This is a genomic window from Frigoribacterium sp. CFBP 13605 (genome assembly GCF_014839405.1).
Taxonomy (GTDB): domain Bacteria; phylum Actinomycetota; class Actinomycetes; order Actinomycetales; family Microbacteriaceae; genus Frigoribacterium.
Genome location: NZ_JACYNS010000122.1, coordinates 1 through 6,722, shown reverse-complemented (window position 1 = coordinate 6,722; position 6,722 = coordinate 1). Strand labels below are relative to the sequence as shown.

Genomic DNA, 6,722 nt, shown 5'->3' with positions numbered 1-6,722 from the left:
ACCCCCGGGACGCCCGGCACCCCCGGGACGCCCGGCACGCCCGGCGACCCCGCTGCCCCCGCCGATCCCGGCACGGGCGTGACGCCGATCGGTCAGGGCTCGGGCCCGGCGACGGTCGACGGGCAGCTCGCCTTCACCGGTTCGGACGCCCGGTGGGCAGCGGCCGCGGCCCTGCTGCTCGTGCTCGCCGGGGCGGGCACCCTGATCGCCCGCCGCCGTCGACTCACCCGCGACTGAGTCACGACGCCCCGCGACCCCGTGTCGAGCGACGCACCCGGAAGCGTCCGGGCGCGTCGCTCGACACGGGGTTCTTCGTCGTGCGACGGCCGGAGAGGCCGGCGGGTCAGCCGGTCAGCCGGTCAGCCGGTCAGCCGGTCAGCGGGTCAGCGGGTCAGCGGGTCAGCGGCGTCGCCGTGCCGGTGACCGTGACGCCGCCGACGACGGGGACGTCGACCACGAGGCGGCTCGGACGCCCGACGTGCCGCCCCTGCCTCACCACGACGCGGGCAGGAGGCGCGATCAGGTCGAGCGCGCGGAGGTAGCCGCCCAGCGACGCGGCCGCCGACCCCGTCGCCGGGTCCTCGGTGAGGGAGCCGACGGGGAACAGGTTGCGTGCCTCGACCACGGTCGCCCCGGACTCGTCGACACCCTGGTCGTGGATCACCGTGATCGTGCCGGCCCAGCCCCGTTCGTCCATGAGGGCCCGCACGGCGACCGGGTCGAACCCGAAGGCGTCGAAGACCCGCTGGTCGCGGACCGCCACCACGGGGTGCCGGTTGCCCGCGAAGGACTCCCGCAGCGGACGACGCTCGTCGAGGTCGGCGTGCGTGAGGCCGAGCAACGCCAGCAACCGGTCGGCGACGGTCGGGTCCAGGTCGCGCACGACGGGGTCGACGCTCGTGAACGACGCCGTCACCAGGCCCGCGACGGCGTCGGCACCCCCACGCGAGGTCTCGATCACGACCGGCCCGACCGCCGTCTCGAGCGTGAACGCTCCGACCCCGCGACGCTCGGCCAGGGCGACGGCGGTGGCGATCGTCGCGTGGCCGCAGAACGGGACCTCGGCCCCGGGCGAGAAGTAGCGCACGGCCACGTGCCGGTCGTCGCCGGCGCGGGACGGATCGACCACGAACGCCGTCTCGGCGTACCCCACCTCGGCGGCGATCCGCCGCATGTCGGCGGCCGAGAGGGCCGACGCGTCGAGCACGACGCCGGCCGGGTTGCCGCCGCCCGGTCCGTCGGCGAAGGCCGTGAGGTGCAGCACCTCGACGGTCGGGGCGGACGGCGAGGGAGCGGCGGGGCCGGCGGGGGGCGAGGGTCTGCGGTCGGTCACGACGCCACTGTGCCGCACCGCGCCTCCTCGTCGCCAGCGCCACCTCGGGCCGGGCGGCCCGCCCGGACCTCGAGACCGTGCCGGACCGTGTCGGACCCCGAGCCGCCTCACACGACCCGACCGGCCTCGAGCCGCACCACGCGGTGCGCGGCGTCGAGCAGCAGCGGATCGTGCGAGACCGCGAGCACCCCCGTGCCCCGGGCCGCCTCGTCGAGCAGCGTGGCCCGGATGCGGTCGGCGCTGTCGGCGTCGAGCCCGGTCGTGGGCTCGTCGAGCAGCAGCAGGTCGGCCCCGCGCGCGAGTCCGTGGGCCAGGAGCGCACGCTGCCGCTGGCCACCCGAGAGCGCGGCGAAGGCTCGGGGCGCCAGGTCGGCGACGTGCAGGCGCTCGAGCGCCTCGTCGACGGCGGCGCGGGCTCGACGGTCGAGGGGACGCCACCGGCCCACGCGACCCCAGGCACCGACCGTCACGACGTCGCGCACGGTGACCGGGAGCCCGTCCGGGATCGACGTGCGCTGCGGGACGAAGGCGATCGTCGACGTCGTCGAGCGCGTGCCCGACGACGGTTCGCGGACGCCCGCGACGACCTCGAGCAGCGTCGACTTGCCTGCGCCGTTGGGGCCCGCGACCACCGTCAGGGCACCGCTGCACACCTCGAGGTCGACGTCGGCCAGGGCCACCCGGTCACCGAACGTGCACCCCACCCCCAGGAGGCGCGCCAGGGACGAGGGAGCGGCGGCGGCGTTCGTCGTCATGCCGTCAGTCTAGTTGATAAGCGTTCTCATTCTCAGCTACGGTCGTGTCTCGTGCCCTTCCTCTCCACCGCCGTCCTCGAGCCGTTCTCGCTCGACTTCGTCCAGCGCGCCCTCGTCGGCGGCGGCCTCGTCGCGATCCTCTGCGGCGTCGTCGGCACCTGGGTCGTGGTGCGCGGCATGGCCTTCCTCGGCGAGGCGCTCGCGCACGGCATGCTGCCCGGCGTCGCCCTCGCGACCGTGATCGGTGCGCCCGTCCTCGTCGGCGGAGCGCTCAGCGCCGTCGTCATGAGCCTCGGCGTGGCCGCGCTGCAACGACGCGGTCGCCTGTCGTACGACACGAGCATCGGCCTCCTCTTCGTCGCGATGCTCGCCCTCGGCGTCGTCGTCATCTCGCACTCGGGCAGCTTCGCCACCGACGCCACGTCGATCCTGTTCGGCGACGTCCTCGCGATCACGACGGCGGACCTCGGCCTGCTCGCCGGCGCGACGACCGTCGGCGTCGGCCTCGCGGCCGCCTTCCACCGCCCCCTGCTGGCCCTCGCCCTCGACCCGCGCCTGGCCGCCGTGCTGGGGCTCGGTCCGCGCTCGGCCCAGGCCGTGCTCGTGGGCCTGGTCACGCTCGCCGTCGTCGCCTCGTACCAGGCCGTCGGGTCGTTGCTCGTCGTCGGACTGCTGCTCGCACCGGCCGTCGCCGCGGGCCACTGGACGACGCGCCTGCCCACGCGGATGGTCCTCGCCTCGGTCGTCGGCGTGCTCGCCGTCGCCGTCGGCCTGCTCGTCTCGTGGCACGCCGCGACGGCCGCCGGCGCCTCGATCGCGGCGACGGCCATCGCGTTCGCCGGCCTCTCGGGGGCCGGCCACGCCGCCCTCGGCCGTCGGCGGGCACGTCGGGTCGACACCGCCGCCCCGGGTCGCACGGGTACGGCGCCCGTCGCGACCCCCGCCTCCTGACCCGCCCGCACGACCCCACGTCCGCACTCCCCCGCCCGTCTCCCCGACCCACCCCACGCCCACCCGGAAGGACCGCATGCGATCCCCCCTCCTCACGACCTGCCTGCTCGGTACGCTCGCCCTCGGGCTGACCGCCTGCTCGACCGACACCTCGCCGGGCGGCGACCCCGCCGCCGGGACGACGGCCGACGAGACCGGCGCCAGCGGCGAGGGCCACGGCGCCGTCGCGGGCGCCGAGGAACTCGCCGAGCCCCGTCTCGGCCTCACCACGATCGACCCGTCGGGCACGGTCGCCCACCTCGACCTGCTCGACGAGGGCGTCGTCGAGCTCGGGTCGGTCGACGCCCCCACCGCCGTGGAGACCGACGGGCGGTACCTGTTCGCCGAGACCACCGGCGGCCTCGAGGTCGTCGACAGCGGGGTCTGGACGTGGGACCACGGGGACCACTTCCACTACTACCGGGCCGACCCGCGCCTCCTCGGCACCGTCGAGGGCGACGGCGAAGCGACCGTCGCGACCACCAACCTCTCGACCTCAGGCTCGACCGGCGTGCACTTCGCCGGCTCGGGCGACGCCGTGCTGCTCGACACCGAGGCGCTGTCGCGGGGCGAGCTGCGCGAGCGGTTCCGCCTCGACGGCGAGCCCGGTGCCGGCCTGGTCGTCCCCGTGGGCTCGTACGCCCTGGTGACCGAGGGTCGCGGCGAGACGACGACGCTCGTCGGGCACACCGCCGACGGCGACGAGACGGGGCTGCGGGAGGCCTGCCCGGACGCCTCCGGCACGATCACCACGCGCGTCGGAGCCGTCGTCGGCTGCTCGGACGGGGCCCTGCTCGCGACCGTCGACGACGACGAGCTCGTCGTCGAGCACATCCCCTACCCGGCCGGCGCGGCCCTGTCGTCGGGCGGCACGGCGGCCCCGGCCACCGCGTTCGACAACCGGGAGGGGCGACCCACCGTGGCCGGGCTCGCCGGCTCCGAGGGCGTCTGGCTGCTCGACACCCGGGCCCGGGCCTGGACGCTGCTGCCGGCACCGACCCCGCTGGTCACGGTGACCGCCGTGGACGACGCCGACCAGCGCCTCCTCGCCCTCGCCCGGGACGGCCGCGTGCTCGTCCTCGACGGCGCCACCGGCCAGGTCGTCGCCGAGACCGCGCCGCTCGTCGCGGACTCGCTCGCCGCGGGCCGGACGCCGACGCTGATCGCCGACCAGCAGCGCGCGTACCTCTCGGCCCCGGTCGAGGGGCGACTGTACGAGATCGACGCCGCCGACGGCGCGCGGATCGCCCGCAGCTTCGAGACGGCGGGCGAGCCGGCCTTCGTCGCGGAGACGGGTCGATGAGGGCGCCGTCGACGGCCCGCCGCCGGGCCGGGCTCGCCACCGCCAGCCGCAGCACCGCCGCCCGCGTCGCCGCCGTCACCGTCGCGGCCGCGCTGGCCCTGACCGGCTGCGCACCCGCCGGCGACGACCGTCCGGTCGTGTTCGTGTCGACGAACATCCTCGGCGACGTCGTCGACGAACTGGTCGGCGACCAGGCCGAGGTCGTCACCCTGATGAAGCCGGACGCCGACCCGCACTCGTTCGAGATCTCGGCGCAGCAGGCGGCACGGATGCGGGCGGCCGACCTCGTCGTCTCGAACGGCCTCGGCCTCGAGGAGGGGCTGCAGCAGCACCTCGACGCGGCGGTCGACTCCGGCGTGACCTCGTTCGTCGCCGCGGACGCGGTCGACGTCCTCGACTACCGCGACGGGGACGCCGCCGGCACCCCCGACCCGCACTTCTGGACCGACCCGGACCGCATGCTCGACGTCGTCGACGCCCTCGGGCCGGTGCTCGCCGAGGTCGACGGCGTCGACGCCGCGGCGCTCACCGCGCGCACCACCGACTACCGGGCCGAGCTCGAGCGGCTCGACGCCGACATGGTCGACGCCTTTGCCGCGATCCCCGCCGAACGGCGCGCACTCGTGACGAACCACCACGTCTTCGGCTACCTCGCCGACCGGTTCGACTTCGACGTCGTCGGGGCCGTGATCCCGGGCGGCACGACGCTCGCGGCGCCGTCGGCGTCCGACCTCGCCGACCTGGTCGACGCCGTCGAGACGACGGGCGTCCCGACCGTGTTCGCCGAGTCGTCCTCGCCCGACCGACTCGTGCAGGCCCTGGCGAGCGAGGCGGACGTCCACGTCGACGTCGTCGAGCTCTTCACCGAGTCGCTCACCGCGGCCGACGGCGACGCCCCCGACTACCTGACCATGATGCGCGTCGACACCGAGCGCATCGCCACCGGACTCTCCCCGTGAGCGTCCGACCACCAGAAAGAGGAACACCCATGCGCACCACCCACCTGCGACGGACCGGCGGCACGCTGCTCGCCCTCGGCGTCGCCGCGACCCTCGTCGCCTGCTCGACCGGCGGACCCGGCTCCGCGTCCGACGCGACGGGCGGCGCCGACGCGACCGGCGCCTCCTCGTCCGGCCCCCGCCTCGCCGTCTCGTCCGAGGGCCGCGTCACCGTGCTCGACGGCGAGACCCTCGAGACCGTCGGCGCGTTCGACTCCGAGGAGTTCACCCGCCTCAACCCGGCCGGCGACGGCCGACACGTCATGGTCACGACGAGCGGCGGGTTCCAGGTGCTCGACACCGCGGCCGGCAGCTCGTCCGAGCCCGCCCTGACCGACCTCGTGTTCGACGCCGACACCGCGGGCCACGTCGTCCGGCACGGCGGCAAGACGATCCTCTATGCCGACGGTACGAGCGACACCACGGTGTTCGAGTCCGGCGACCTGACCGACGCCGTCACCGACGGCGAGCTGCCCACGGTCGAGACGATCGAGGGCGTCGAGGCCCACCACGGCGTCTCGGTCGTGCTCGAGGACGGCACATTCCTCACGACGGTCGGCGACTCCGACGGCCGCACGGGCATCGAGGTGCGCGACGCCGACGGTGCGGTCGTCGCGCAGAGCGACGAGTGCCCGGGCGTCCACGGCGAGGGCACCGCGGCCGACGAGGCCGTCGTCCTCGGCTGCGAGGACGGGGCGCTCGTCTACCACGACGGCACGATCACCAAGCTCGCCTCGCCCTCGCAGCCCTACGGCCGCATGGGCAACGCGTACGTCAGCGAGACCAGCCCGCTCGTCGTCGGCGACCACAAGGACGACCCCGACGCCGAGGGCTACCTGCTGCACGCGGTCACCCTGATCGACACGGCCGCCGACACCCTCGACGTCGTCGACCTGCCCGAGGGCGTCGAGTACACCTTCCGGGGCGTCGCCCGTGGCCCGGGCGACCTCGCGTACCTGATCGGCACCGACGGCGCCGTGCACGTGCTCGACCCCGCGACCGGCGAGCTCACGGCGTCGTGGCCCGTGATCGGCGCCTGGGAGGGCCCGGCCGAGTGGCAGGACGCCCACCCCGCGATCGTCGTCGCGGGTGACGTCGGCTACGTCACCGAGCCGGCGACGGACAGCGTGCACGCGGTCGACCTGACCACGGGTGAGGTGCTGTCGTCGCGCGAGCTCGACGTCACGCCCAACGAGGTCGCGGTGGCCACGGCCTACTGACGCGACCACCCCCGGGACGAGGAGGCGCGGTGCGAGGGCACCGCGCCTCCTTCGTGGTCGGGGGCTGCGCACGGCTCGTCCGGCCGGCCCGGCGCGCTCGGCCGACCCGGCCGGCCCCACCCC

General features: G+C 75.6%; 7 protein-coding genes. 5 read left to right on the top strand and 2 right to left on the bottom strand.

The features are described 5' to 3' along the window. On the top strand, positions 1–237 hold a 237-nt coding region (locus IFT36_RS14485), incomplete at its 5' end, for an LPXTG cell wall anchor domain-containing protein (RefSeq protein WP_200413488.1). Positions 238–391: 154 nt separating this feature from the next. Here IFT36_RS14485 and IFT36_RS14480 read toward each other — a convergent pair. Continuing rightward, positions 392–1,333: a PhzF family phenazine biosynthesis protein gene (locus IFT36_RS14480; RefSeq protein WP_200413487.1), complete on the bottom strand. Its 942-nt coding sequence runs from the start codon at positions 1,331–1,333 to the stop codon at positions 392–394. A 107-nt stretch (positions 1,334–1,440) separates the two neighbouring features. After that, a complete protein-coding gene (aztA, locus tag IFT36_RS14475) occupies positions 1,441–2,088 on the bottom strand; it encodes a zinc ABC transporter ATP-binding protein AztA (RefSeq protein WP_200413486.1) in 648 nt (215 codons plus the stop codon). Positions 2,089–2,139: 51 nt separating this feature from the next. On the opposite strand from aztA, the gene aztB reads away from it, so the two are divergent. From aztB to aztD, 4 genes are all read left to right on the top strand, one after another. Beyond that, positions 2,140–3,039: a zinc ABC transporter permease AztB gene (aztB, locus tag IFT36_RS14470; RefSeq protein WP_200413485.1), complete on the top strand. Its 900-nt coding sequence runs from the start codon at positions 2,140–2,142 to the stop codon at positions 3,037–3,039. A gap of 76 nt (positions 3,040–3,115) precedes the next feature. Next, positions 3,116–4,381, top strand: coding sequence for a YncE family protein (locus IFT36_RS14465; RefSeq protein WP_200413484.1), 1,266 nt, complete (start codon positions 3,116–3,118; stop codon positions 4,379–4,381). Beyond that, positions 4,378–5,340, top strand: coding sequence for a zinc ABC transporter substrate-binding protein AztC (aztC, locus tag IFT36_RS14460; protein ID WP_200413483.1), 963 nt, complete (start codon positions 4,378–4,380; stop codon positions 5,338–5,340). The genes IFT36_RS14465 and aztC overlap by 4 nt, the downstream gene beginning before the upstream one ends. Before the next feature lie 29 nt (positions 5,341–5,369). Further along, on the top strand, positions 5,370–6,599 hold the full coding sequence (gene aztD / locus IFT36_RS14455) for a zinc metallochaperone AztD (protein WP_200413482.1): 1,230 nt from the start codon (positions 5,370–5,372) through the stop codon (positions 6,597–6,599). Positions 6,600–6,722: the final 123 nt, after the last annotated feature.